The organism is Flavobacterium psychroterrae, assembly GCF_018380615.1.
Taxonomy (GTDB): domain Bacteria; phylum Bacteroidota; class Bacteroidia; order Flavobacteriales; family Flavobacteriaceae; genus Flavobacterium; species Flavobacterium psychroterrae.
This window is the reverse complement of the sequence record NZ_JAGYVZ010000033.1, coordinates 1-24,762: the sequence shown is the minus strand read 5'-3', so window position 1 is coordinate 24,762 and position 24,762 is coordinate 1. Positions and strand designations below refer to the sequence as shown.

The window sequence follows — 24,762 nt, the reverse complement described above, 5'->3', positions numbered from 1 at the left end:
GTTAAATAAATGCACTGCCGTTTTTCAAATGATTAAATAAAAAACAAATTATAGTAGCAGAACATATTGACATACATGCAAGCAAAAACTTACTTTACTATGATAAATTCTGAACGTCTGTTAATAGTGTCCTGCTCTTCTGTGCAATTATCCTGACAGTCAATCTTAGGTTCAGATTCTCCAAGACCTTTTCCTGATATCCTGTTCTCCACAATACCCTTAGAAATTAAATACTGAACAGTTGATTTTGCTCTTTTCTCTGATAACAAATCGTTGTATTGTTCTGATCCTTTTGTATCTGTATGCGATTTAACCTGGATTATCATCTCAGGATTCAGCGTCATAACCTGAACCAGTTTATCAAGTTCGAAAGCGGCTGACTGTGTAATATTGCTTTTGTCAAACTCAAAATAAATAGGTTTTAAAAGAACCTCTGTATCGGTTATGATTGCATTAATTGGCTGTAAATCTGCTAGCACATTTGTCTCTCCGGTACTATCTGCAACGTTAAATGTATTACTTGCAAAACCCTCTTTGGAAACCTGTATTGTGAATAGCTTATGGCAATCGACTTTATAACTTACTGCGCCGTTCTGATCACTAATTTTTGTGGAGATTATATTACTGTTAGAGTCAACAATTGCTACATTGGCATCTTGTAACAATTCTTTTGTACTGGCATTTCGCACCGTTACCAAAACCTGCAAAGCACATAATGGCGTTGCTATATAAATCTTATCAACTCCGCTGCGGTTACTTGATAAAAAGCCAATATTCTTATTTTTGTTATAAGTCAAAGCAAAATCATCTTTCTCCGTATTTACTGGAGCACCAAGATTAGTGGCAGCACTGTCTTTTGATAAATCTACCTGAAAAACATCTAATCCGCCCAATCCCTGCCTTCCACTGGAAGCAAAATACAAGGTTTTATTGTCTTCTGTGATAAAAGGAAAAGTTTCTTTTCCTTCTGTATTTACGTTTTTTCCCAGATTCACTGGTTTTCCGTAGGTACCATTCGCATTGACATCTACTTTCCAGATGTCTACACTCCCATAACTCCCTGGCATATCAGAAGAAAAATAAAGTGTCTTGCCATCAGCACTGATACTTGGATTACTGGTTGAATAACTGGTACTATTGAAGGGTAAAGCAGTAATATTTCCCCATTTTTCACCCAGCCAGGAAGCTTTAAATAAACTGTTTCTGCCTATTTTTAAATTTTTCTTTCTGTCTTTTTCAAATGAGGATACCCTGAAACTATTACTTGCAAAATAGAGTGTTTTTCCATCTGCAGTTATACTTACTGGGCCATCATGAAATTTACTGTTGATTTCTTTTAATAAACTGACATCGCCCACACTTTGATCCGAAGTAAACTTAGCCTGATAAACATCCAGATAAGGTTCTTCATTCCAACCATATGATTTGGTGGAGGAATTTCTGGCACTGGTAAAATATACTGTCTCGCCATTTAGCACTGCGCCAAAATCAGATTTATCACTATTGATTTGCGATAATTTCACTTCAAAAGATTTCTGCTGATCCAGTAGTCTTGGAATGTAATTTGGATTTTCTTTAAAAGCAATCGCCCTTTGATCATTTGGTGCCAGACTTACAAACTTTTGCATTTGCTCATTGGCAGCTGCATAATTTCCATTGGCTTTCAGCATTTGATAATATTGGTAGTAGGTTTCGGGATCCTGCTGCGTCTGAACCAGCTTTTCGTACCATTTTACTGCCTCTTTACTATTGAACATATTGTAATAGGTAACGGCCAGACGTTTAATGACATAATTATCTGACTTTCCTTCATCAACAATTTTTTGATATTCCTTTGCTGCAGATACATATTCAAACTGGTCAAATAATTTATCGGCCTGCTTGGTAGTGCTGTTTTGTGCATTGGCAATCGAATTTGCAATCACAAAACTAAAGATAACATATAACTTTTTCATTTTTAGGAATTGCTTTTGGGTTAGAAAAATCTTGGTGATTGAGAAATCTTTTTCGGGTAATTCAAATCAAATAACAATACGATCTCATGAGAAGAAGGTGTTGTGACATTCAGATCTGAAATAATATGGTCGTAAGCATATCCTATTTTAAAATTAGGCGATACAGCAAAGTTCATCATGAGACTAAAGCTATCATCTAGGCGGTAAGCAGCACCAGCCTCTACTTTTTCATTAATTAAAAAATTGGCTGTAAGATCAACAGAGACCGGCGCACTGAAAGCTGATTTAAACATTACAGTGGGCTTAAACTTTAAGTTCGCATTAAGATCAAATACATATCCTCCCGTCAAAAAATAGTGTAGGGATTCCGATCCATATTGCAGGGATTCGCCGCTCCTATCAATATCCAAATGTGGAGAGGTAAAAATATTAGGAATGGAAAACGAAACGTAATATTTTTGCGTTGAATAAAACAATCCGGCCCCCAGGTTCATGTCTGCCCTGCTTACGTTCTCAGAAAATGCAGGGTCATTCTGATCCGGCAGTGTATTGTTTATATCAAAAAGACCTACTTTAAGTAACGTTGCACCGGCTTTTAAACCGAATGCTAACTTATGCTCTGCTCCAAGATTTAAAGTATAGGAGAAATCTCCATATATATTATTTTCCTCAACGGGACCAATTTTATCTGATATTACGCTAAGACCTATACCAACATTTTTACCCACTGGCATTGAACCTGAAAAAGTCAGCGTTGTTGGGGCATCCTCTATCTCGACCCACTGCTTTCTATACAATAAGGCAAAAGATAAATTTTCCTTAGATCCTGCATAGGCAGGATTAATTACATTTAAATTGTACATATATTGCGTATACTGCGGATTCTGTTGCCCCTGAGCATCAAGTAATGCCAGTAAGATTGTAATTAACGTTAAATATATCTTTTTCATTATTTTAGTTTTTTGGTTTTTAAGTTTCCGGCACGCTCAACAGCCCTGTTCCAATTACAATTCTCTAGTGGGTAAGGTAAATCCATCCCGTCAAAGGTTTGTCGTTTTGTTGCTCGATTACATAATAATAAGTGCCGTCTGGCAATTCTTTCCCGCTATTTGTTGTCCCGTACCACTGTTTAGTATAATTATCAAGACTAAACACCACAAGGCCATATCGGTTAAAAACAGTTAGTTTCTTAACTTTGAAATCTGACAGGTCAAAGTAATCATTCAATCCGTCACCGTTTGGCGAAATACCTTTCTGAGGCTCGCAGATAACCGGTTTTATTACAAGTGACTGAGAGTTGGCACATTGATCTGCATTAGGAATAAACATATAAGTTGCCTCTTTAGAAAGATCAACTACTGCCGGAGACCAAACTCCTGAAATTCCATTTGGAGATCTCGTTTCCAATATTGGTGCTGCCGAACCTTTACATATAGGCCCTATTTCTAAAAAGTTTGGCGTTGTGGCAAAAATGGTAGTAACAACGGTCTGCTTTTTAGAGGAACAAGACACATTGGAAACTGTTACTTCGTATCGCCCGCCTTCGACAATGGCAATTGTTGGTGTACTATCAGGTAATGCGGCACCGTCCAAAGTCCAGGCATACATTACATCTGGGATATTAAAATTTAATGGCGTAACAGATAAGCTGGCCGTTTCAAATTCGCATAAGCTAAAATCAGGCGTTAGAGTAAATTGAGGATATAAATCCTTGAGCTGTATCGTAAATGAAACTACTTTATAACAACTATTTAAAGAATTGGAAACCCTTGCAAAAATGGCTTGCGGATTCGATGTATTGGTGTATGCTCCAGGTGATGCTATAACATTTAGATTAGCTGCAGCATCTACTGCGGAAGTAAAATAAGAAACCGAATAATCAGATCCCAGAGTTCCTAAAATAATAGCCGAGTTTTGTGTTAAATCAAAAGTGGCTGAACTTTCAACAGAACATAACGTAATGTCAACCGGCACTCCTGTAACAATTTCATTGTTATATTCAACAATAATTGAATCAGATCCGGTAGTGGGTCCCGAACAGACAACATCTGCATATCGTGATAAAACCCTATATTCTCCAGGGGCACTTACCATTAGAGTAGCTTTATTTTCTCCAGGTAGTACTACTCCGTCTTTTTCCCATACAATATTAAATTTAGCAGGATCAAGTTTTGAATCCAGTGTAAGGGTACTTCCAAAACAAACTGCCTGACCGTTTGATTTCAATAAATCAGCTCCCAGATTAATTGTCTCCAGATCAAAACTTCCAATAAAAACTGCAGCATCATGTCCCCAATCATCAGTAAGATCTGCGATGGCAAATTTTAAATGATATTTTTTTCCCGCAACAACACTCGATGTTGCTTTTAAAGGTTTGGTATAACCTTCATAATTAATAGGGTTTAGGTAAGGATTCTCACCTGGCAGGGTGCTGCCACCATCAGATAGAAATTCTCCTAAAGGTGTAAAATACCTGTCAAAGTATGCTGCATTGGCCGAAGGGCAATCGTCAGTCCCATGATTAGGATCTCCGTCTACAAAAGCATCATTATAAAAATCATTATTATTAACAGTCGCAACAGAAACTGGTTTTTGTGTTCCCGGTACTACCGCGATGTTTTTCGTAACCCCCGTTTCCTCATCGGTCAATAAAACCATAAAGGTATCCGATATTTTACGGCAGTCAGAAATTCCATAATCCTGTGAGGCAAAAACGAAATTAAAGTCTATCTTATCTCCTGAAGGTATAAAATCAAATTCTAATTTAGTAGAATTTACAGATCCCCCAGCCAGGCCATTATCTTCCAATTCCTTATTCAAATCACTATCGCCGGATGCGTCTGACCAACCTGGCCAGTACACTCCTCCGTCTCCCTGAAAACCTGATAATGGTCCTTCTCCTCTTTTGGCCGTACCAGTCGCCAGTACTATTCCTTTATTCAGACTAAAAGAAGATCCGTTTTTATCAAAACTTCCTATTCCATTACCTGTACCACCATAATCGGCATAATTGTGCAGAAAACCAGTCGAGAATGTAATATTAGTTGCTGTTCCACATGTTCCATTTAGCAATACATTGTTTACTAAATTTTCTGTCAATGTTTGTGCCTCTAGGGCAGTTGTATTAGCTATTGGATCAATTTTTAGGTAATTTGGCAGGGTAATGACACCAATATCGAACGTAATAGTAAGATCGGGTGTTTCTCTGTCGGGTGTTACATCAAAAGTATATACTCTGAGTTTATAAGTTTGGCCAGGAATTAAATCTCTTGCAATAATAAAGTCATTAAATCTTTGGCAAATTATCGGGGCTGCATCCAGTCCGCATGCATTTGGCGCAAACAAATGATACGATAAGATCGAATAAGGCTCAGCATCCAAAATTCCTTTAATGTTTTTAATTACGATGGCGTGATTTGTTGAGGCAGCGGTAAATTCAAACCACACATCATCATCCGGAACAACACTTCCCATTCCGTCACCAGAACACATTAAAGCCTTTGAGGACTGGGTTGCACCAGCTATAGTCGAGTTTATTGTATTTACAAGATCAGCTCCAGGATTAACAGGAATACTAATACCCTGGGTACATTCATCATTGGCTAGCAACAGGCTGAATTTCTTAGGACCTGACCAGGTGCTTAACCTGTCTCCTCCATCACATACAGCCCGAACATAATACTCATATAAAACGCCGGGCTTTACCAGACCCGAGGAGACAGTCGGTATAAAGGTTGCTGTAGTGGATTCAACTGCTCCTGCTGCATCTGTAGCGGGAAATAATGAATTGGCAGGCAAAATTAATACCTCATATTTATCCGGTGTGCCAACACTAGTCCAACCCAGGGTAATTTTATCTGTAGAAGGATTGGTAGCCGTTAATTGAAGAGGTGCACCACATGGATTTGGTGTACAGGTGGATATACCGGAATATAAAACAGTCCCTTGCTCACCTACCCCAAAATCTTTTGAATATACTAAAAGACCATCAGGATCCAAGACGTCTATACCAACCAGATAATCAAAAATTCCCCCTACATTCCAATACAATTCAAATGGTTCATTATTAAATAAAGGCACTTTAACCGGAAATTCAGAATAAGCTGTAGGTGGACCGGTAAATCTTTTTATCTCTCTTCCCCCTTGTAAAACACTCAATGACATATCAGGATGCCATGTTGAACCTGCCACGGAAGTCTTTAAAACAAATGTGTAATCACAATAATCTGCAACAGAACCTAGTAAAGTATGAAATTCAGTCCCCGAACTCCAATAACTTTGATCAGTGGGAGAACATTTTGTTCTTACATATACAACATAAGTAGTGTTGGGATTTAATCCTGACAAATTAAAAGGATTTGTTGTAACGGTTGTCCAGCCCGTAGCATCCTGGGTTGGAGGCAGATCTGTTGCCGGCAAAATTAAAATGTCCCAGGGAGTGAATGGCGTACTGTTATTTTCTGTCCAGGACACCTGTGCTGAATCGCTAAGAATATTGTTGACAGTCAGAGTAGTAGGCGCAAAACAGGTTTGTTCTTTACAAACAGGCGTATCGGTAAAAATTACAGTTCCCGGTTTAAGCCTGTTCAAATTGGTTGCAGGCAGGTAAAAAATTCCTTTTCCATTAGCATCTTTTACAGCCAGACCAACCTCCATAAAATAATACCCACCTTCTTTCCAGAATATTTCAAATGGAACCCCTTCGCAAAGTGATACCTGCACCGATTTTTCAAAAAGTCCCCCACCATCAAAATCAGGACCTATTGTTGCCACTACAGTACCTGCTTGTCTGATTTCCATTTGTTGGTCCAGGCTTACCCATCCTCCTTCAGAATTGGTAGTCATGGTAAAAGTATAGGAACAGCGGTTGTCAGCCAGACAAGTAGCCGTGTTGACAGTAATTTTCTTGGCCTTACTGTAAACTCCCGCAGTACAAACAGATCTGACATAAATATCATACTGACGAGCTGTTGCAAGTCCTGTAATAGAAACCCCATTAGTTGGTGTCTGCTTAAGATCCCAGGCAGGATCCATAGCGTTTGGTTCTGGCGATCCCGCGGTCAGCACAATATATTGATACGACGAAGCAGTTCCATTCCATGTTAAATCCACAGAATTTAAAGTACTTGCAGAAAGCTGTAAATCAGTTGGACTAGCACATACTTCAAGTGTTTTAAACGCAACAGGCTTAGACCAGCTGTTTTCTCCTGAAAAACTGCAAACAGCTCTAACATAAAAATTATAATCTGTATCAGGTTCTAATGCAATACCATTTACGTACGGAAATAAAGTGGTATTCTCTGTCGCCAAAGTAGTGCTCCCTGGTGCTGCAGCCCCAACTTTACTGATATAAATATCCCATGAAACCGGTAATGGACCGTCTGGTTCCCATGAAAAAGTAGCTTTATCTGTTGAAACTGCACTAGTTTGCAAATTTTTAGGAGGAAAACATTCCGGGGTACTACAATTTGCAGTACCTGCAAATATTTGAATACCCGGATAGACCAATGTCTGGTCCAGACTATAAATCGTTTGTCCAAAAGGATTTAAAATAGAAAGCCCTACCTGCTCATCATCAGAAAATCCTCCGTTCCAAAACAACTCAAAGGGTCCTTCACATAACGCAAGAGATTCAACCTGCTCTGTACCATCCTTAAAGTTCCCTCCCAGAGTAGCCACGATAAAGCCATTCTGTACCACATCCATTGTAGTTCCGTTCCATCCATCACCAGCCGAATCAGTAAGTTTGAAAGTGTACGGACAAGCAGAAGAACAGGATGGTAAATTAAATCGCAACGGGCCAGCCCAAGGACTAAAAAGCCCGTCTCCGCAATCTGATCGCACCCAGTATTGATACCCTGTATCGGCTAGAAGAGGCTCTGCCGTTTCTGTTAATTGTGAGGCAACAAAATTATTTGAATCAGTGGTCGTTACTCCATCGGTGGTTGGAAGTGAGCCACCAGCAGTCTGTACAAAGACCTGCCAGGCAGGTGCCCCTGCGGTATCCTGCCAGCTCAGTTTTGCAGTGTTTAGCATAATGGCGGACGCCTTCAATTCAATTGGCGCCTTGCAGGCAATTTCCTGGATACTAAAATTAAAATTTGTATCCTCCGGAGCTCCGGAGGACGAAATAACAATGTAGATCGTTTTTCCAGCATTTACAATAACCTCTGGAATATTTCTTACCGACGAAGTGTTATCAGCTTGGGAAAATCTGCAATTGTTTGCTATGTCACTGCACTGCTCAAAAACAAAAACTCCTAATCCTTTTGTTTGTAACGGATCCAGGGTAACAGACAAAGACTTATCGCCGATAGTGGAATTTGTAAAAGAATAAACGACATCATTACCTCTTAAAAATCCATACGAAGTTCCGCATCCCGGGTAGCTGTCGTAAATATTATTACCATAATTAAGAGTATTATCAGCTGTAAAAAAAGGAAGACCGGCAACTTGTATCGCTTCATTACACAATGATCCAATAGCGCTTGTCTTTACAGTTCCGACAAGTGAAATGTCGCTGTTAATACCAAAGCACACTCCTGTTACATAAAAATCATACTCTGTTGAAGGACTAAGTGATTCGACATCGTAAAACGTTGTACTTATCGATGAAACGATAGTACCTGTTCCGGGAGTAAATCCTTTTAGCCCGTACTCCACAATATACTCGGAAGAGCCACCATACCATTGCAGCTTTGCAGCAGTTGCAGTAATATCTGAGGCATATAAATAGGCTGGCTGATCACATGCAGCTGTCCGATTCACATTTTTCTTCTTCAGAACACTGCCAGATGAATAATCCTTATTTCTGGCAGACATGCCGGAATATAAGCCAACTGAAGTTTTTTCCCAAATTTTAGAATTGTCAACAGTAGTTAATGCAGCTTTATGAAGCAATAATGAAGTCCAAATAAAAGATTTATGATTAAAACTTTTAGTGTCATTATTTAATCTACAATAACTATACGATGACCAAAATACTAAAATGGCTGTCAGAATAATTTTTTTCATAAATAGGTTGTTTTTTTGGTTGTTTTTTTGGTTGTTCCAGAGCTGTGAATCAAACAGAACATAAATTAAAAGGCTTTAATTTAGTTAAGCAAGATCATCACGGCCAGTAATTTCAATATCAATATGCACACGGTAATGGCTATAAATATGATTTTGTATTTATTAATTTTAATCATTTATAAACTGTTTCATGTCTATACCCCTAAACCTACAGAAGTATATTAACTTGTTAAAATTGTTATCAAAATGTAAAACTAAAGTTAAAACATGCGGTAAAAAGTTTTATAAGCTGTGTTTTTGTTCTAATTCAGAAATACGAACAAATAACAAAGACTTCTTTTTAAAAGTGAAAGGTCAATGCAAAGAAAAATTTTATCGGGAAGCAAAAAACAAATGAAAAGAAGCCACAATTTATAAGGTATTACTAGTTTGAAACAACTATTCTTTAAATGGTATTTTTGACACTTGTGATTTTAGTAAGTATTATCATCGCATTACTATTCTGTTCCTAAATTCCCTGATAAAAACAACTTTTTAACATTTCTAGTAAGACTTAAATACCTATTTTTGCCCAAACAAACATTATGGACATTAAGGATTTTAACATAATATTTCTATATATTGGATTGGCTCAGGCTTTTTTTGCCTTGGTTTATTTACTTTTTTTCAAAAAAATGAAAACTACCGCGGTACTTTTTGGTTCTTTTCTAATAGCATTTGTCAGCCCTGTTATTGACCATTTAATCTCCACCCAGATATCAATCGATAAGCACCCCCGATTTTTTTACACCCCGACCGGATTTTATTTTTTTGTAGCGCCTGTTTACTATCTCTATGCCGAAAGTTTGTTGGAAAAATTAAGCAGAAAAAAAATAGTGTTATTTTTAATTCCGGGAATAATTGAATGCCTTTTTATGACTACAATGTTCTGTATGCCAGAACAATTTTCACTTCAATTCAGGATTAACAATGTTATGTTCTTCACCGTAGTATATGGAATACTGCTGCCTTCACTTTCAATTGTAGTGATAGCCCGCACTCTGAACAGAGTTATAAATTATAATAAAAAATATTTAGATTTTTTCTCCAATACTCAAAAAGTTAATTTAAAATGGCTGATTTCAACATCTATCTTTTTATTACTCACATATGCTTTTCAACTGATCACTTTATCATCATTTCTTGATAATACACTGCGTGACATTATTTTTTTATTAGATAGTATTATATCTCTTTTATTTCTGTACTGGATAACAATTTTTGGAATAAAGCAAAATCATATCCCGGCCGATTTTGAAATTTATATAAAAACAAATATTATTCCCGAAAACAATAAGGATACAACGGTGAATGACGGTGTTGACTTTAAAAAGATTGAAGATTTTATACAGGAAAGCAAATGCTACAAAAATTCTAATTTAACGGTTATGAACCTTGCAGAATTTGTAGATATACATCCTAAAAAAGTTTCTTATCTCATTAATCAGTATTCCGGCCAAAACTTTAATAAGTATATAAATAAATACAGAGCCGAAGAAGCAAAAAAACTACTGCTGGACGAAAATTATGAAAATCTAACCATCGAGGCAATCGCTTTGGAGGCAGGATTTAAATCTAAGTCTGTTTTTAATACATTTTTTAAATTGGAAACCGGATTTACACCCAAAGATTTTAAAAGAAAAGGAAGTATAGAACAAGCAATATTGTAGAGAAGATTTAATTTTCAAGCTCTGAGATATAGAGCAAAATCGAGAAAATACATATAAACATATATAGCTCATTTTTTTTTAATACAAAAAGCGTATCGAGATTAGTTCCCATCTTAACGAAAAATCCCGACACCACTCCTTGCTACTAATGCAAAAAAAATTTAACCAAAACTTTTTTGAACTAAATGTATTAATGAAACTTCATATTAATCATTTTAACTCCTACAATTAAAATTTTGATATACAAGTCATGAATAATTTCCTGACAAACGTATTGATTTTTCACTCTAACTAAAAAAATAAAACATCCCTTTTTGTTCATATTCAGAAATGTGAACAATTATATTATATTATGCTAAGTCGCTTTAAAAGGAGGCAATACAAAATATTAATAATCAATATTTGTCCAGTTTCAGTTTAGTTGAATGAACTATTTCTCTAATAATTAATCTTTAGTATTTATTGAAGTTGACTTTTATTTTTTGGCGCAAAGTACGAGTCGGCCTTGACAGAAAAACCTCAACCATCATACATCTGGCACTTCCACCCCCACAGGCTTCAATAGTATCTAAACTAGAACTCAAAATTTCAGCATGATTTTCTAATTGCCCAATTTGTATTGAAGTCAAACTCTGATGTGCCGATGCGCTCATAACGATATATTTCTTATCATTTGTCCCCCTTACTTCCAACATATTTCCCGCAAAATTATTTACCTGATCTTCTGTAATTAAAATAACTTCCTTTTTATCAGCTTTTAAATTCTCCAAAACCATTTTACGCTCTTTTTTATCATCAATACAATCTGCACACATAACTGCAAAAGTTTCCCCTAAACACATCATTACATTAGTGTGATAAATTAACTTACGTTCCCCATCAACAGTTTGAAAAGCTTTAAAAATAACAGGCGTATAATCAAAATCCTGACAAAATTTAATGAATAATTCTTTATCGGCACGTGGGGATAATGCGCAGTATGCTTTTGCATTGGCACGATCTAAAAGTAAGCTTCCTGTTCCTTCTAAAAACAAACCAGCTTCTTCGGCAGATGTATAATCCATAATGGTAGAAATTTCAAAACCTTTTTCTTCAAGAGTTTCTAAAATATCTTCACGACGCTCGCGACGGCGATTTTCAGCAAACATTGGATAAAGGGCTACATCTCCTTTTTCGTGAAAAGAAACCCAGTTGTTTGGAAAAATACTATCTGGAGTGTCCGTTTCTAAAGTATCATCAATAACCGTAACATCAACTCCAACAACTCTTAGTTTTTCAACAAAAGCATCAAACTCTTGTTGCGCTTTTGCATTTACTGTGCCTGGCAAAAGTCCGTCCAATACTTTTTGATAGTAATTATTTACAGCAGTCTGCTCATTCATTCTGAAAGCAACTGGCCGAATCATTACAATAGCGTTTGTAGTTTGTCTCATTTTCTAAACGTTTTTTTTTTCAGGTTTCAGGTTTCAAGTTATAGCAAACCTGAAACCTGAAACTTGGATTTTCTAATCTCTAATTAATGGTAAAGTTGAACATCTTAGTAACCCTTCCTGCTTTGCAATTTCAGCATATGGAATTTCTTCAACAGTAAATCCGTTTGCACGAAGCCAATTGTTCAGACGGGTAAAATTTTTCTCAGAAACCACAACATTTTCATCAATCGAAAATACATTCGAAAACATATTGTACATTTCTTCTCTCTCAATATGAAATAGATTTTCTTTTCCAAAAAGATTAACTAAATACAAATAATCAGCTTCTTCACGGAAACCTCTTTTATAAATTATCCCTTTATCTTTACCAACTGGCTGAAAACAGCAATCTAAGTGCAAAGCATTATCACGGGCTTCCAGCTTAGATTTTATCAAATCAAACTCTTTTACAATTTTATTTGGAAATAATTCTTTAATATAGTTCACTCCCTGCATATTGGTTCTTGCCGTGATATAATCTTTATAATCGCTTCCTTTATAAGTTCCGATAAAAATATAATCATTCCAGAGCATTACGTCTCCACCCTCAATATGAACTTCTTCCGGTGGATGAACTACTTTTAGAGGATCCATTTGGTCGATTATATATTGAATAGCATCCAATTCGCGTTCTCTATCTGGTAAAATATTCGATTTTACAAAAATGTCATCAATTACAAACCCAATATCCCTTGCAAAAATCTGATTGTAATTTTCAATCAATTCAGGACGATAAACCTTTACATCATATTTTTTAAAAACAGCATTAAAAGCCTTCATTTCAGCAACCATGTCTTTTTCTATAGGATATGTTCCTGCTTTAATATGTTCCAATGATTTAGGATCGTAAGCTTCATCTACTGATGGAGTTGGCCCATTATGAACGGCCGAACCCAAAACTACTGCACGCAGTCTTGACATCTCGTTCTTTACATTTAATGGCAGCATGAATTTATTGTGTTCTTGATGATAATAATACATGTTTAATTTTATTGATATTTTCTTTTTAAAACTTAATTAAAAAACATTCCTTCTGCATCTTTACTCTTTCAGCTTGCCACTTTCCACAAACCATTTTTTCCATACGCCACCATCTCCATCTTTCCAATTATTCAAATTGAATGTATTGCTTCCAGAACTGGTGCCTTTAATTTCATATACATTAATTGCGGCTTGTCCCTGATTCCACTCCAATGGATTATTTGGTTTAAAAATTTCTGGCTTATTATCGGGAATTTCCGAATTCGGCACTATAAAGTAGGCGACGTCTTCCTTTGAAGGATAATTGCCAAAGACTCTTGCGATTCCTTTTTCGTCTATACATATCGATGTATATTCATCACAAGCAATTCCTTTTGCCTGGACTTTATAATCATTTATAATTCGGGCTAAAAAAGTCACCTGCCTCCCCTTCCTATCAGGGTTATCATAATGCGTATCGGTAATTACATCTTTTAATATGGCGTTATCTAAAAAAGGATCATTTGATACTGTCATTTTACTATCAAAAGGATTCAGTAGTGCTTCTTGGGAAGTTATCGTTCCGTTTTGAGCTGAAAAATAAAAACCTCCCTGAATAGCCATACCAGCGCTGGTTCCGCCCACAACTACCTTTCTTTTTATAGCTTTATTAATAGCTTCAGAAATTGGAGTGTTTCTCCAATACGAAATATATTCCCATTGATCTCCGCCAGCGAACCAAATAGCCTCTGCATTATTTATTTTATCCAGTATATACTTGTCTGTGTTCGCTTTAGCATTTTTAAAGACAATCGTTTCAACAGAATTAACAGTAATACCTAAAGAAGTATATAAATAAGAATTATAGCCATCAGATCCAGAAGTTCTTAGTATCAGAATATCTCCGCCACCTGCTCTTTGCAAAAACCATTTCATTGCCTGATCATTTTCAGTGGCTCCTCCCATTAAGCAGATTCCGCCTTGTGGAAAAGTTATTTTATCTACATTATTTCCTGTGAAATAAGACATGTAATTTTTCACTACTGGTGTTTGTCGAACCGAATTTTCCGGACTGTTTTCAGAAGAGCATGCGCTTAAAATCAACAGAAAAGTTATTGCTAGTATTTTCATTTTAGTATGATTTTACCAATTAAATAAATATAAAGGCGGAAGAATCAGCAACATGGACGCTATTAAAAACACCAACATTCTTGGCAGCATCCATTTAAACCACTTACTATAGGGTATCTTAGCCAAAGAAAGTGCCCCCATGGTAACGCCGCTTGTTGGAATGATAAGATTAGTAAAGCCATCACCCAATTGAAAAGTAAGTACAGCCATTTGTCTGCTGATTTCTGATGCATCACAAATTGGGATAATAATGGGCATAGTTAGAGAAGCCTGCCCTGATCCTGAAGGAATAAAAAAGTTTAAAAACGATTGAAAAAAAAAGATGCATTCAGCAGATATAGCCTTCGGCGTGTCCTGCGTTATTGATACAATGGAATTAAGTATAGTATCAATAATTTTGCCTTCCTGCGTAATAATTAAAAGTCCTTTGGCCAGTCCAATTACCAAAGCCGCAGTCATCATATCTTTAGCACCGCATATAAAAGCATCAATAGCCTTTGACATAGACATTCTATAAATAATGGAAACAAAAATGGCTAAGGCCAAAAATAAAGCTGCAATTTCGTTTATATACCAATCATAATTACTGACCCCATAAATCAATATGATAATTGAAGCAAAAAGTGCGTATAAAATTATTTTCCTTGCGCCATCTAATTTAAAATCTGACACCTCAATATTGCTATTCTCTTTTTCTTCATCAATACCAAATAATATACTTTTCTGAGGATTTTTTTCAATTTTTGCTGCATAATGAGTAATTACGGCACAAGCACATGTTGTCAATACAAACCATACAAAAATCCTGTATTCCATCCCGCTAAAAATTGGAATTTGTGCGATACCTTGCGCAATACCAATAGTAAATGGATTACTAAAGGCTCCTCCAAAACCAACACCTGTACCCACAATTGGAATAGCGGCACCAACAATTGCATCATAACCCATCGCTTTTGCCATGGGTACCGTAATTAAAATAAAGATTAAAATCTCTTCGCTCATTCCAAAAGTAGCGCCGGCAAAAGAAAATAATATAATTAAAAAAGGAATAATGAAAATTTTATGTTTTGGCTTTTTTTGACTAAACGCAATTACGTTAAAAAGTCCAGCATTTATGGCACCTGTCAAGTTTATAATCGAAAAAGCACCTCCCACCAGAAAGACAAAAGCAATAATTTGCGATGCCGAAATAAAACCTTTAATCGGAGCTTCTAAGAAAGCTTTAATTCCCTGAGGAGATGCCGCAACATGTTTGTACGAACCTGCAATAATTTTCTCAGTATTGTTTACCTGTGACCTGTCAAACTCTCCTGCAGGAATAACCCAGGTTAAACCAATAAAAAGAATAGTTATCACTAAAATAATAGTGATTGTATCTGGAAATTTTTGTAATAGTTTCATTTTTTTAAAGTTTAAATTTTTCTCCAGGCAGAAGAATGTCTATAAGAATATTTTCACCGCCCAAAAGGCCATTTTTTGTTTTAATACTATTTTTATTCGGGTTTTTTAAAATGATAACTTGCGATTCTCCAGCAACTACTGCCGAGTTACCATGAACAATAATGGCAGTTGATTCATTAATACCGATTGCTTTTTTATCAGGATGCTCTAAGACAACTGCAAGTAGTCTATTCATTCTCATCCTGTAAATAAAGTGTTGATCTATTATTGCAGAAGGCAGCAGTCCAAGTCCTTCTTTAATCTCAAAATTTTCTGATTCAATAGTTCGAAAGTTACCGCTGTACTGAGAATGTTTATACTCAATACCTGTTATCATTTCCCGGCTCATTACAGCAGCACCAGCACTAGTTCCGGCAATTGTCGCACCATTTTGGTATGCGGTGTGGATGGCATCGTATGCTGGTGTATGAAGAATTTGGGACATAAATAAATTTTGGTCACCGCCAGTAATGTAAACTAAAGATGCTCTTTTTATAGAATCAATCTGATAAATACTTTGCTGCTCTTTTTTTAAATTGAATGCTTTTATTTTATCAGGATTGATTCCTGCCTCAACAAAACCTTTTTTAGCATAGTACGCCGCAGAGTCTGGCTCCTCACTTGCCATTGGAAGTATCACAATAAAATCGTCATCTCTTAAATTACTAGTGCTTATTAATTCCTCAATCAGTGATTTTGATATTTTACCGCCTCCAATTACAAATAACTTTCCTTTGGCTGTATTTTTTACAATTTTGCCTTCTGGTAAATTATCCTTCTTGACCGAAATATTTTGTTTTGATTTGCACGATAAACTTATTAGTAGAATTACAATTGTTAATTGTTTGAAAATTTTCATTCTTTGATATTAATTTTTTTCTTCCAGATCCCAAATAAAAACTTTCTTCTCACTATTTTTCTCACTAACATAACCCCGGTACATTCCCTCAGAGTTATAAGAAAAATTAATATTTCCATCCTTATCAATTGCTATAAGTCCTCCTTCTCCTCCTAGCTGTGTCAAATGGCCTTTTATCGTTGTTTCAGTTGCCTGCTCGAGAGACATGTTCCCAAATTCCATTAAATTTGAAACCATTGAAGCGACTGTGGCTCTGATAAAATATTCTCCAACACCTGTACAGGATACGCCACAAGTCTTATTATTGGCATAAGTACCAGCTCCAATAATTGCAGAATCACCAATACGTCCATCCAATTTATTGGTCATACCTCCAGTTGAAGTAGCAGCCGCTATATTGCCTTTTCTGTCAATAGCAACAGCGCCAACAGTTCCCATCTTTAAATTGGTATGATCAAGAAAACTTGCTGTTTCAGAAATTTTTTTCGCCTCCAGAAATTGTTCTTTTCTAAAATCAGTGTCAAAGTAATCGTTTTCCACTAGTTCATGATTAGTTTGCTGTGCCAAATTATCAGCAGCTTCACCCGATATCATTATAAGGTCTTTATTTTCTAATAAACTTTTGGCAAATACAACAGGGTTTTTAATTTTCATACTGTTCGCTACTGCTCCGGCCTCTAAAGTAGCACCATCCATTATTGATGCTTCCAGCAAATGTTTACCTTTCCGGGAATAAACGGCTCCCTTTCCGGCATTAAAATGAATACTGTTCTCTAAAACTACAACTGCAGCTGTAACGGCATCAACGGCATTACCGCCTTCTGCTAAAACTGCTTCTCCTGCAGTAAGAGCAAGCATTAAGTCCTCTTTTATCTTTTTTTTATCTGTTTGTGATAGATTCTCGGGAGTTATTACACCCGCACCTCCATGTATACAAAGTGCAAAGGGTATTTTGTTTGTCATTTCTTTTTTCTTTTTTTTCGAATTTTAAAAAAGACTGCTAAGCGAAATACGATTTTTATGATGAATTCCGCATTAGCAGTTTCATATGGGAATTTTTAATATCCTGGATTTTGTTCTAATTTGCCACGCGCAATCGTAATTTCATTTTGTGGTATCGGATAGGTTGTTCTAAAAGCAGGAATATTTAAAATTGAGGATGCCTTTCCTAATCGAACCATGGTAAACCACTGATGTCCTTCAAAGCCTAATTCCCTTTTATTTTCCTCAATCAGAACATTAATAAAAGCATCTAGATTTGGAACATCTGACAAAATATAAGGTTTAGCAGGTAAAGCTCTTTGACGCACCACATTTAAATCAGCCAAAGCCAAAGTTAAATTTTGAGGATTCTTCTTTGCCAATGCCTCTGCACGAATTAGATAGATTTCTGAAAGTTTGATAATAATTGCGTTTCCATCTATTTCGCTGTCACGGGTTCCATACTTATCGCAATAAACTTCTTTTCCTGAATCATAATATTTATAGCTTCTTGGGTCGTTGTCCCCATCCATGGCTTTAAAAAAACTAGTGTAGTCAGCAGAAACCTCTGGAGGGGAAACGGATAAATACTCCGTTAAACTATTACCATCAATACCTAAAAACTGTAATTCCAATATCGCTTCAGCTGAACCTTCAACATCATAAATATCATTAAATTTTGTATTTAATTTATATGTTGTATTGCTAATTACCTTACTGGCATATACTATAGCGTTATCATAATCGCCCTGATATAAATAAACCCTTGCAAGCAAAGCTTCTGCTGCCGCTTTTGTAATGAAAAATCTAGTAGTGTCATATTTTAAAATTGCGATTGCTCCCTTTAAATCTGAAATAATCTGCTGATAAGATTCAGCAACAGTGGACCTGGAAACTTCAGTAGCCGATTTTGCATCTAAATATTTAGTTGAAACCGGGATACCATATTTTGAGTTCGGATCCGTAAACTGTCCAAATTGACGCAAAGCATCAAAATGCCCCAATGCTCGACAAAAAAGCGCAGTTCCTTCGGAATTATCATCTTGAAGCTGAAGTTCCTCCATTTTTAGCAAAATTAAATTACTGGCATTAACAAGCGAATAGACATTTACCCAATTGCTTTGAATATAAGCATTAGATGGCGGAACAATAGCATTGTCCAACTGCCTAAAACGTTCCTGAAAGCCTGTCGCATTAGCATTGCCGCCTGTTAATTCCTGAGCCAATATGAACTCACCACCGTAGTAAGTGCCACTTTGCATCACATCATATAGTCCGACAGCAGCGGCCTTTAATGAAATATTATCCGTTATTGCCGTTGCCGCCGGAATTTCATCATCTAGTTTAGTGTCTAATACATCGTCACATCCTAAAACTGTAAAGGCAAGCAACATAGACAAGAATAAATATATCTTTTGAATTTTCATAATTTTAAATTTTAAAATGTTGTACTTAATCCTAAGGTAACGGTGCGCGCCTGGCCTAAAGTTCCAAAATCTTCCCCTTGCATGCTATTTAAATCTTGCTGACTTGCGGTATTTGTCGAAACCTCGGGGTCAAAACCTAAATAATCTGTTATAGTGAATATATTTTGGGCTTGTATGTAAAGAGAAAGGTTAGTCAAACCTATTTTACGAATGACATTAGAAGGCAGTTTATAAGCAAGACTTAAAGTTTTCAATCTAATGTAATCCCCGTCTTCCAAAAACTGCGTGCTAAAACGCTGCATTTGCCCGTCCTTTGTAGAAGGTCTTGGTACGTCAGTAATTTGGCCTGGCGTTTTCCAATAATTATCATATACTCTCTCGCTTATATTAGAATAAGGAATCCCGCTTTTTGTATAACCATAATTATCATAAACATGGCGGCTTTGGTTGAATATTTTATTTCCTCCAGAGAATACGAAGTTTGCCGTTAAGGTAAATCCTTTGTATGTAAAATTATTGCTCCACCCACCAAAATAGGTTGGCAATGCACCGCCAACAATCTGTCTGTCAGAAAAATCAATAATCCCATCCTTATTCACGTCATCAAATTTTGCATCTCCTGTTTGTGGATCCACGCCCAAAAATTTAATTAAATACAAAGTACTCACCTCTTGTCCTTCTTTAAGAATATGATTTCTCCCTACTTCTTCTCCATCATTGATTAATCTTTTGATCTTGTTATCAAGCAATGTTAAATTTACTCCTGTATTCCATTTAAAATTTCCATCAAAGACAGCAGCATTAATTCCAAATTCGAATCCTTTATTTTCTATAGCTCCAACATTTTGATAAACGGAATTAAAACCTGTAAGCCCCGAAACTTTAGCCTGCAATAAAAGATCATCTGTTTGTTTGTTGAAATAATCTGCCGTCAAATTGATTCGGTTTTTAAAAAGTCCTAAATCTAAACCAATATCGAGCTGTTTTGTTTTTTCCCAACCTAAGTCCGGATTTTCTAATCGATTAGGCGCTATTCCGGGAACTCCGTTATAATTAGCATTCAAAGTATAAGTTCCTCTCCAGTTTGAACCAATTTCCTGATTTCCTGTAAGTCCGTAACTGGCCCTGATTTTAAAATCGGAAATGCTTTCAATTTTAAAGAATTTCTCTTTATTGATTCTCCATGCCAATGATCCTGAAGGAAAATAACCGTATTGATTGTTCTCTCCAAAACGGGAAGAACCATCAGCTCTCACCGTAAATGATGCTATGTATTTTTCATCATAAACATAATTTGCTCTCCCGAAAAAAGACTGCAAACCGAATTGATTTCTGCCCGAAGTACTCGCAATTATGGTACTTGCTGCCGAAATACTAGAGGTTGTGTTGGTAGCGTATCCTACACCAGACTGGTCTGAAAAACGAGTTTCATTTTCTTGTATTGTCCAACCTAAAATGGCGCCGAAATTATGCTTTTCGCCAAATTGTTTATTGTAATTTAAAGTATTTTCCAAAAGCCAGTTGGTTTCTTGATACGTTGCAAAAATACCTTCGCCAGTTTTAGATTTATTTGTGCCTGAGGGAACGTAAGAATCCTCAACTAAGTTGGAATATTCCAATGAAAAAGCAGACTTAAATTTTAAATCCGGAATAATTTTCCATTCAACATATGCTGAACCCTGCATACGTGTAGATTGAGAGGTATTTTTATATTCTTTGGCAATCTGAACAGGATTCTCAAGCGGCCACCAAGTATTGTATTTAAATGGGTTGGTATAATTCCCCTTATCATCATAAATTGGCTGGGTAGGATCCCATCCTTGTGCATTAATGACAACGCCATATTCATCGTTTTCTCCAATTGTTCGCTGATGATCACTTCGTGTTACAAAAAAGGTGTTTCCTATTTTAAATTTTTCATTAATAGTATGATCAAGATTCATACGGGCACTTAATCTCTTAAAGCCTTGACCTAATTGGATTCCTTCCTGGTTATAATAATTCCCGCTTAAATAATAACTTGTTTTTTCACTTCCTCCCTTAACGCTAAGGTCTAAATTTTGTGTTATACCGACTCTGAAAATTTCATCATAAATATTGGTATTGATTCCTTTTGAAGTATCAATCCAATCAAAATAATCTGAACCTAGTCCGTCAAATTCAGCAGCAGTGTTAAAAAAACTTTTAAACTTTTCACTATCAACCATTTTTGGATAGTTCGAAATTTGAGCAAAAGAAGTGTAATAATTAACATCAACCGTACTTGCACCCGTTTTACCTCTTTTTGTGGTAATCAAGATTACGCCATTAGCCCCTCTTGATCCATATATAGCGGCAGCGGCAGCATCCTTTAAAATTGTAAAAGATTCGATATCATTAGGACTTAAATCCGCTAAGGGATTAACAGGCTGTATATTGGCATTCAGCGCTGAATTATTCCGAGATACTATTGGAATTCCATCTACTATATATAGAGGCTGACTACTGGCTGAAATAGAAGAAACACCACGAATATTAACACTTACAGCACTTCCTGGCGTAGCAGATGATGAACTAATATTAACTCCTGGAGTTTGCCCCTGCAGACTGTTTTCAAAACTTGAAGAGGTTCCCTGAGGCAAATCTTTGGTTTTTATAGATTGTATACTCGAACTTACATCCTTTTTAGATTGCGTTCCATAACCAATAATCACCACTTCATCCAGGCTTTGACCTTGGCCGGATGTCATGAAAATAGTGTAACTGTCTTTTCCATCTAGAGTTACTTTTTGAGTTTGATACCCTATATAAGATAGTTCTATTGAGGTGTTATTTTCAGCGATCTGAAGTTGAAATTTTCCGTCAAAATCTGTAACTGTACTTGCTTTTGAATTAGGAGCAATAACATTGACACCTACCATTGGTATATTGGATTGTTTGTCTATAACCGTTCCTTTTATAGTTTTTTGAGCGTATGTTGAAATACATGATAACAACACAACAATTAGTTTTATTTTATTGTTTAGTTTCATTTTCCTGGTTTAAAATTTAATAAAATTGACAATAGAAATACCGTAACTATTCATGAAAATGAAGCGTTTTGGTATAAAAATCTGTAAACTGAGAAGGGAAACTTTTAACAATTAAATATTGGCTGCAAACCTTTTAGATAAAGTGATTTGCAATCAATACATCGGTTTGATAAATTGGTGAAATTCATTTGGTTTGGTTTGGTTGAGAAGATAAAAAAATACAATAATGATATATACACTTGAGAATGGTGTATAAATATCAATTTAATTCAGCAATTAAAGATAGGCTGAAGACCTCTTAAAGTCAGAGATTTTGTTTTTGTGATTGTATTTGCTTTTCCTGGAATCAAAAGAAACTGATTTTATTTGATGTTAAAAGTAGAAAAAAAAATGAACTAAAAAATAAAAACCACTCTTTTAATTAAACTTTATGTACACTTTTAGTTTTTACAATGATTTTTCTTTATAATTTTAAGAATTCATTCAAATAAAACAAAACAATTTTCTAAAAATCTAATATTGGGAAGCCTGAAAAATAGCTTCCCAATATCAAAATAACTATTTCTAGTAAAGAAATAGGAAATACATTAATTGCTTATACCTGCAAATACGTAAAAAAAAAAATTAATTTGATATTATAAATTTAGAACGTTTTACGACTTCTTCACCCCTTCTGATTATAAGAAAGTATTGACCCGAATTAAAATCTGAAACGTTCACATCTACACTATTTTGTCCCACGTTCCCCTTTGCATCGATTGTTTTTAGAAGCGAAGCATTAAAATCATAAATAGCAACTTGAATATCTTCTTTTTCTGCTAATGCAAAATCAATTTTAAGGATATCCACGGCAGGATTTGGGTAAATTACCATTGAAGTATTTATCTCTTCTGTAATGTTGCTTTGTTTAAATTTCGCAGTTCCTCCAGACACATTCAGTGTATAATCTTCTGTTTCGCCATAAGTATACGTGCCGCAAGAAGATGTAATTGAGTTGTAACTTACTATGATTCGCATTCTTATATTTCCAGTAAAGGCTGATGCGGGTATAGTAATCTGAGGTGTCAAAGTTGAACTGCTAAAAATAGAATATACCTCTTCTCCCGAATCCGTAAATACACCGTTATTATTTAAATCTATAAATTGGACTTGCAACAAAAAGTCGGACAATTTTTTTAAGACCTATGCTACACTTTTAATTTTATAAAATTCTAGTTCCATTTCTTTAGGTGTTTTATATCCCAAAGAAGAATGCAGGCGTTTTCTATTATACCATACTTCTATATATTCAAATACTGCTAATTTAGCTTCTTCAATGGTTGTGAATTTGTGCTGATAGATAAGTTCTGCTTTAAGGGTCTTGAAAAAACTTTCAGCCACAGCATTATCCCAACAATTAGCTTTTCTACTCATACTTTGAGTGATTAGAGTATTTTTATTAATCAATTTTCTGAATTCTATCGAAGCATATTGTATTCCTCTATCTGAATGAAAAAGTAAAGATTCTGTTATTTCTCTTTTTGATACTGCCATCTTCCAAGCTGGAATAATCGTTTGATCGGTATACATTCGTGTGCTTAATGACCATCCTATAACCTGCCTGTCATATAAATCAATAATCGTGGTAAGATATAACCAGCCGGCAGCTGTTCTTATATAGGTTATGTCAGACACCCAAACCTCATTGAGTGATTTTGGTGTGAAATTTCTGTTGAGATGATTACTGCACACCGGATATCGATGATTAGAATCCGTGGTCACTTTAAAGCGTTTTTTAAGTTTACTTCTCCAGCCATTAAGAAGCATCAATTTAGCAACTTTCCTTTTGGATATTTTATATCCTTTCCTTTTTAGCTGTTCGGCTATTCTGGGACTTCCATAAGTTTGACTGCTTAGATCAAAAACTTCTTTTATTAAATCTGCAAATAGACTATTTTCTTTAGATCTAGCAGAAGGCCCGCCGCTAAACCATCTATAATAACTGCTTCGGCTTACTTTTAAAACGCTGCACATCTTTTCAATAGGATATAAATGTTTATAGCTCACTATGAATTGGTAGATTTCCCATCGCTCTTGGAAAAGATGTGAACGGCCTTTTTTAATATCTCAAGTTCTAATTCTTTTTCCTTAAGAGCTTTTCGTAGTTGTTTGACTTCTAAAGAATCTGTTTCTGTCTTTTTAGAAATAATTGGTTTTGGATTAGTAAATATTTTTTCAGAGGATCTCCATTTATAAATATGGACTTGATACCTTTTCGCTACAAAAACTTAAGGCAATTTTTCTTTTAGACATTGAAATAATTTCAAATTTATTTCCTCGAACTAATTTGTAAAAATTTTGTATTTTTACACTTGAGACAATAATGAATTATAATATAATTTAAGTAAGATTTGAATAGGTATGGAAGTTTCAATATTTATAAAAATAACGAAAATCCTAATGGCAGAATCGTGGCGCAGTACAAAAAAAAATATTAAAATGCAGTATAAGAGCGGGATGTGACAGTTTTGTTCGAATCCCTCTTTCTCCGCCAGTAGAAGTTTCAGAAGAAACTTTAAAAGTCAAAAGCCTTTAAACACTAGTGTTTAAAGGCTTTTTTGTTTTGGCACACTTTTCAAAAAGCACATGTTTTATCAAAGAGCAGGGATCAACACGAAAACGGATCAGGTGCAAAAACGGATCAAGAACAAAACCTGGGGAGGAATGTCAAAATAAAATCAGAAATTTGCAATCTAAGAATTTGATATGACTCCTATAGATCTTTTAAAATTTATGCTTCCTGATTTTTTAGTAGAACATTTTG

14 protein-coding genes are annotated in these 24,762 nt (G+C 35.5%); 1 reads left to right on the top strand and 13 read right to left on the bottom strand.

Annotated features, from left to right (window positions below; translation table 11 throughout):
- Positions 1-89 precede the first annotated feature (89 nt).
- From KHA90_RS22435 to KHA90_RS22425, 3 genes are all read right to left on the bottom strand, one after another.
- Positions 90-1,955: an OmpA family protein gene (locus tag KHA90_RS22435; RefSeq protein ID WP_213306952.1), complete on the bottom strand. Its 1,866-nt coding sequence runs from the start codon at positions 1,953-1,955 to the stop codon at positions 90-92.
- Positions 1,956-1,975: 20 nt separating this feature from the next.
- Positions 1,976-2,905 carry a PorP/SprF family type IX secretion system membrane protein gene (locus KHA90_RS22430; RefSeq protein ID WP_213306949.1) on the bottom strand — a complete coding sequence of 310 codons (930 nt, stop codon included), beginning with the start codon at positions 2,903-2,905 and terminating at the stop codon, positions 1,976-1,978.
- A gap of 64 nt (positions 2,906-2,969) precedes the next feature.
- A complete protein-coding gene (locus KHA90_RS22425) occupies positions 2,970-8,969 on the bottom strand; it encodes a fibronectin type III domain-containing protein (RefSeq protein WP_213306946.1) in 6,000 nt (1,999 codons plus the stop codon).
- 932 nt (positions 8,970-9,901) lie between these two features.
- Here KHA90_RS22425 and KHA90_RS22420 point away from each other — a divergent pair.
- Entirely contained in the window at positions 9,902-10,678 is a 777-nt protein-coding gene (locus tag KHA90_RS22420; RefSeq protein WP_213306943.1) for a helix-turn-helix domain-containing protein, read from the top strand.
- A gap of 452 nt (positions 10,679-11,130) precedes the next feature.
- Here the strand turns inward: KHA90_RS22420 and ctlX are convergent, their stop codons facing one another.
- The 10 genes from ctlX to KHA90_RS22370 all read right to left on the bottom strand — a co-directional run bounded on the left by ctlX (position 11,131) and on the right by KHA90_RS22370 (position 24,062).
- Positions 11,131-12,111 (bottom strand): citrulline utilization hydrolase CtlX, encoded by a 981-nt coding sequence (ctlX, locus tag KHA90_RS22415; RefSeq protein ID WP_213306940.1) that lies wholly within the window; start codon positions 12,109-12,111, stop codon positions 11,131-11,133.
- A 72-nt stretch (positions 12,112-12,183) separates the two neighbouring features.
- Positions 12,184-13,098 carry a dimethylarginine dimethylaminohydrolase family protein gene (locus KHA90_RS22410; protein WP_213306995.1) on the bottom strand — a complete coding sequence of 305 codons (915 nt, stop codon included), beginning with the start codon at positions 13,096-13,098 and terminating at the stop codon, positions 12,184-12,186.
- Between the two features lie 93 nt (positions 13,099-13,191).
- Positions 13,192-14,241 (bottom strand): cyanophycinase, encoded by a 1,050-nt coding sequence (locus KHA90_RS22405; protein WP_213306938.1) that lies wholly within the window; start codon positions 14,239-14,241, stop codon positions 13,192-13,194.
- Between the two features lie 12 nt (positions 14,242-14,253).
- Positions 14,254-15,642 carry a YfcC family protein gene (locus tag KHA90_RS22400; RefSeq protein ID WP_213306935.1) on the bottom strand — a complete coding sequence of 463 codons (1,389 nt, stop codon included), beginning with the start codon at positions 15,640-15,642 and terminating at the stop codon, positions 14,254-14,256.
- 4 nt (positions 15,643-15,646) lie between these two features.
- Positions 15,647-16,540: a cyanophycinase gene (locus KHA90_RS22395; RefSeq protein ID WP_213306932.1), complete on the bottom strand. Its 894-nt coding sequence runs from the start codon at positions 16,538-16,540 to the stop codon at positions 15,647-15,649.
- A gap of 9 nt (positions 16,541-16,549) precedes the next feature.
- Positions 16,550-17,503: an isoaspartyl peptidase/L-asparaginase family protein gene (locus KHA90_RS22390; protein ID WP_213306929.1), complete on the bottom strand. Its 954-nt coding sequence runs from the start codon at positions 17,501-17,503 to the stop codon at positions 16,550-16,552.
- Between the two features lie 95 nt (positions 17,504-17,598).
- On the bottom strand, positions 17,599-18,948 hold the full coding sequence (locus KHA90_RS22385; protein ID WP_213306926.1) for a RagB/SusD family nutrient uptake outer membrane protein: 1,350 nt from the start codon (positions 18,946-18,948) through the stop codon (positions 17,599-17,601).
- 11 nt (positions 18,949-18,959) lie between these two features.
- Positions 18,960-21,959 carry a SusC/RagA family TonB-linked outer membrane protein gene (locus KHA90_RS22380; protein ID WP_213306923.1) on the bottom strand — a complete coding sequence of 1,000 codons (3,000 nt, stop codon included), beginning with the start codon at positions 21,957-21,959 and terminating at the stop codon, positions 18,960-18,962.
- Between the two features lie 624 nt (positions 21,960-22,583).
- The gene (locus KHA90_RS22375) at positions 22,584-23,117 is read right to left on the bottom strand and encodes a GEVED domain-containing protein (RefSeq protein WP_213306921.1); all 534 of its coding nucleotides are present in this window, start codon (positions 23,115-23,117) and stop codon (positions 22,584-22,586) included.
- 24 nt (positions 23,118-23,141) lie between these two features.
- Entirely contained in the window at positions 23,142-24,062 is a 921-nt protein-coding gene (locus KHA90_RS22370) for an IS3 family transposase (protein WP_213306992.1), read from the bottom strand.
- Positions 24,063-24,762: the final 700 nt, after the last annotated feature.

Coding starts and splice junctions, on each gene's coding strand:
- KHA90_RS22435 (WP_213306952.1), bottom strand. CDS start 1,955: ATGAAAAAGTTATATGTTATCTTTAGTTTTGTGATTGCAAATTCGATT.
- KHA90_RS22430 (WP_213306949.1), bottom strand. CDS start 2,905: ATGAAAAAGATATATTTAACGTTAATTACAATCTTACTGGCATTACTT.
- KHA90_RS22425 (WP_213306946.1), bottom strand. CDS start 8,969: ATGAAAAAAATTATTCTGACAGCCATTTTAGTATTTTGGTCATCGTAT.
- KHA90_RS22420 (WP_213306943.1), top strand. CDS start 9,902: ATGCCAGAACAATTTTCACTTCAATTCAGGATTAACAATGTTATGTTC.
- ctlX (WP_213306940.1), bottom strand. CDS start 12,111: ATGAGACAAACTACAAACGCTATTGTAATGATTCGGCCAGTTGCTTTC.
- KHA90_RS22410 (WP_213306995.1), bottom strand. CDS start 13,098: ATGCTGCCATTAAATGTAAAGAACGAGATGTCAAGACTGCGTGCAGTA.
- KHA90_RS22405 (WP_213306938.1), bottom strand. CDS start 14,241: ATGAAAATACTAGCAATAACTTTTCTGTTGATTTTAAGCGCATGCTCT.
- KHA90_RS22400 (WP_213306935.1), bottom strand. CDS start 15,642: ATGAAACTATTACAAAAATTTCCAGATACAATCACTATTATTTTAGTG.
- KHA90_RS22395 (WP_213306932.1), bottom strand. CDS start 16,540: ATGAAAATTTTCAAACAATTAACAATTGTAATTCTACTAATAAGTTTA.
- KHA90_RS22390 (WP_213306929.1), bottom strand. CDS start 17,503: ATGACAAACAAAATACCCTTTGCACTTTGTATACATGGAGGTGCGGGT.
- KHA90_RS22385 (WP_213306926.1), bottom strand. CDS start 18,948: ATGAAAATTCAAAAGATATATTTATTCTTGTCTATGTTGCTTGCCTTT.
- KHA90_RS22380 (WP_213306923.1), bottom strand. CDS start 21,959: ATGAAACTAAACAATAAAATAAAACTAATTGTTGTGTTGTTATCATGT.